At 75.4% G+C, this 3,235-nt stretch carries 4 protein-coding genes; 3 read left to right on the top strand and 1 reads right to left on the bottom strand.

What is annotated here, in order from left to right; genetic code table 11:
* Nucleotides 1–256 precede the first annotated feature (256 nt).
* Genes G3I42_RS33725 through G3I42_RS33715 form a run of 3 tightly spaced genes read left to right on the top strand, consistent with a single transcriptional unit; the run spans nucleotide 257 to nucleotide 2,800 of the window.
* A complete protein-coding gene (locus tag G3I42_RS33725; RefSeq protein WP_164291467.1) occupies nucleotides 257–1,060 on the top strand; it encodes an SAM-dependent methyltransferase in 804 nt (267 codons plus the stop codon).
* Nucleotides 1,061–1,085: 25 nt separating this feature from the next.
* A complete protein-coding gene (locus tag G3I42_RS33720) occupies nucleotides 1,086–2,153 on the top strand; it encodes an FAD-dependent oxidoreductase (protein ID WP_239096859.1) in 1,068 nt (355 codons plus the stop codon).
* Complete coding sequence (locus G3I42_RS33715) at nucleotides 2,111–2,800, top strand: class I SAM-dependent methyltransferase (RefSeq protein WP_239096858.1); 690 nt, start codon at nucleotides 2,111–2,113, stop codon at nucleotides 2,798–2,800. The genes G3I42_RS33720 and G3I42_RS33715 overlap by 43 nt, the downstream gene beginning before the upstream one ends.
* A 117-nt stretch (nucleotides 2,801–2,917) precedes the next feature.
* On the opposite strand, the gene G3I42_RS33710 is transcribed toward G3I42_RS33715, so the two are convergent.
* On the bottom strand, nucleotides 2,918–3,235 hold a 318-nt coding region (locus G3I42_RS33710; protein WP_164291465.1), incomplete at its 5' end, for an ATP-binding cassette domain-containing protein.

The raw sequence follows: 3,235 nt of genomic DNA, 5'->3' as shown, positions 1-3,235 counted from the left end.
ACTCGGCGATGGCGGACGCGCTGCGGCGCGCGGGCCTCACCGGGGGCGGCCAGAGCGGCGGCCAGGCCGGTCAGGGCGGTTCGCGGCGCGGCGGTCGCTCGGGGCGCTGAGTCCCGTGCCGCGGTGAAAGGGGGCGGCTCCCGTACGAGCCGCCCCCGTCCCCTGCCCCGCGTATTGCCCTCAACGGCCCCTGTAGTCGCCCGTGTTCGGACAGAATGGGTCCGCAGTGATCACACACGCGCACCGGAGGGCTGTCATGGGCGAGGAACACGCCGTCATGGGCGAAGGACCCGTGGAAATCGACACGAGCAAGCCGCATGCCGCGCGGGTCTACGACCGGCTCCTGGGCGGCAAGGACAACTACCCGGTCGACGAGGCGGTGGCGGCGCGGTTGCCGCCGGAGGCCGCCGAGGGGGCGCGGCAGAACCGGGCCTTCATGCACCGCGCGGTGCGCTGGCTCGCGCGCGAGGGCGTGGACCAGTTCCTCGACATCGGCACCGGCATACCGACCGAGCCGAACCTGCACCAGGTGGTGCAGGAGGTGAACCCGGCGGCGCGCGTCGTCTACGCCGACAACGACCCGATCGTCCTCGCGCACGCGCAGGCCCTGCTCGTCTCGCACCCGGACGGCGCGACGCACTACCTGCCCGCCGACGTGCGCGAACCCGACAAGCTCCTCGCGCGCGCCGCCGAACACCTCGACCTCTCGCGCCCGGTGGGCCTCTCGCTCATCGCGATCCTCCACTTCTTCCCCGACGAGACGGGCGCCTACGAGCTCGTGCGGACGCTCACCGGCGCGCTCGCGCCCGGCAGCCACCTCGTCCTCACGCACTCCGCCTACGACCTCTTCCCGCGCGAACTCGAAGCCTCCGCCGCCGCGTACGCGAAGGGCGGCATCGCGATGGCGCTGCGCGACCACGCGGCCGTGGCCCGTTTCTTCGAGGGGCTCGACCTCGTGGCCCCCGGGCTCGTCACGGTCACGGAGTGGGACGAGGGCGGCGCACCGGCGCTCGACGTGCCGCGCGGCGGGCTCTACGCGGGGGTGGGCCGGGTGCGTTGAACCCCCGGCGGTACGGTCTTGGGCCATGACCTCACCTTCTGCCACCGCCTCCGCCCCGGTCCGCGTCCTCGGCTCCGGGGTGATCGGGCTCAGTACGGCGCTCGCGCTGCGCGCCGCCGGGCACGAGGTCGAGGTGTGGGCCGAACGGCCCGCCGCGCGCGCCACCTCGGCCGTCGCGGGCGGCCTGTGGTGGCCGTACCACATCGAGCCCGAGGAGCGGGTCGGCGCCTGGGCGCTGGAGACGCTCGCCGTGTACGAGGAGTGGGCGGCCGAACCGGCGCGGACGGGGGTGCGGCTCGTCGAAGGGGTGCACACGGAGACGTCGTTCGACACGCTGGGGCCGTGGGCCGGTTCCGTACGGGGCCTGCGCACGGCGACGGCGGCCGAGTCCCCGCACTCCCCGGGGCTCTTCGGGCGGCTGCCCGTCATCGACATGCCGCACCACCTGGCCTGGCTGGAGGAGCGGCTGCGCGCGGCGGCCGCCCCCGTCGTGCCCCGTACCGCCGCCTCGCTCGCCGAAGCGGCCGAGGGGGCCCGCGCGGTCGTCAACTGCACGGGGCTGGGCGCGCGGTCCCTCGTGCCGGACGAAGCGGTGCACCCGGTGCGCGGTCAGCTCGTCCTCGTCGAGAACCCCGGCGTGACGACGTGGTTCACGTCGACGGCGGGCGGCGGGGCACGTTCGGTCTACTACATTCCGCAGCCGTACGGGCTCCTCCTCGGCGGCACGGCGGAGGAGCACGACTTCCGCGAGAGCCCGGACCCGGCCACGGCGGAGGCGATCATCCGCGACTGCGCCGCGCTGCGCCCCGAGATAGCCGGCGCCCGCGTCCTCGCCCACCGCGTCGGTCTCCGTCCCGCCCGCGCCGGCGGCGTGCGCCTCGCCCAGGAGCGACTGCCGGACGGGACCCCGGTCGTGCACAACTACGGGCACGGCGGGGCGGGCGTGACGGTCGCGTGGGGGTGCGCGCGGGAGGCGGCGCGCGGGGTGGCGGAGGTGGCACCGACTTCGGGGCCTGGCAGGAGAGCTGGGACCGTCAGCAGGAGTGGTACATGCCCGACCGCGAGGAACGCTTCCGCGTCATGCTCGACATGACCGAGGCGCTCGTCGGCACGGCGCCGCGGGTCCTCGACCTCGCCTGCGGTACGGGAAGTATCACGGACCGCGTGCTGCGAAGGTTCCCCGAGGCCCGCTCGACGGCCGTCGACCGCGATCCGGCGCTGCTCGCGCTCGCGCGCGGCACCTTCGCCGGGGACCCGCGCGTCGACGTCGTGGACGCCGACCTGACGGCGCCGGGCTGGTACGAGGCACTGCCGCACGCCGCGTACGACGTCGTGCTCACCGCGACGGCGCTGCACTGGATGCCCACCGGGGCCCTGCGCACGCTCTACGGGCAGCTCGCGCCGCTCGTGCGCGAGGGCGGCGCCTTCATGAACGCCGACCACATGCCCGACCCCGCCACGCCCCGGATCAACGCCGCCGAGCGCGCCCTGCGCCACGCCGTGATGGACCGGGCGCTCGCGGCGGGGGCGCAGGACTGGGACGCGTGGTGGGCGGCGCTCGCCGAGGAGCCCGCGTTCGCGGAGCCCGTCGCCGCGCGCATGAAGCTCTTCGGCGCGCACTCCGAGGGCGATACGCAGCCGCCCGCCTGGCACGCGGCGACCCTCCGCGAGGCGGGCTTCGCGGAGGCCCGCACGGTGTGGGCCTCGCCCTCCGACGCGCTGGTGCTCGGGCTGCGCTGAGCACGCGAAGGCGGGGCGGCGACGCCGGTACGGGGCGGACGGGGCCGGGGCGCGTGGCCCGGCCCCGTCCGCGTGCCGCCTCATCCGCCGACCGCCCGCCTCACCGCGCCCGCGGCCTCACAGCACCTTCGAGAGGAAGGCGCGGGTGCGCTCGTGCCGTGGAGTGGTGAGGACCTCGCGGGGGTGGCCCGCCTCGACGACGACACCGCCGTCCATGAAGACGAGCGAGTCGCCGACCTCGCGCGCGAAGCCCATCTCGTGCGTCACGACGATCATCGTCATGCCGCTCTCCGCGAGGTCGCGCATGACGTCGAGGACGTCGCCGACCAGCTCGGGGTCGAGCGCCGAGGTCGGCTCGTCGAAGAGCATGAGCTTCGGCTCCATCGCGAGCGCGCGGGCGATCGCGACGCGCTGCTGCTGACCGCCGGAGAGCTG

This window comes from Streptomyces sp. SID11385 (assembly GCF_010548245.1).
GTDB lineage: Bacteria > Actinomycetota > Actinomycetes > Streptomycetales > Streptomycetaceae > Streptomyces.
Note: the sequence above shows the minus strand (reverse complement) of the source record. Positions and strands in the feature narration are given on the sequence as shown.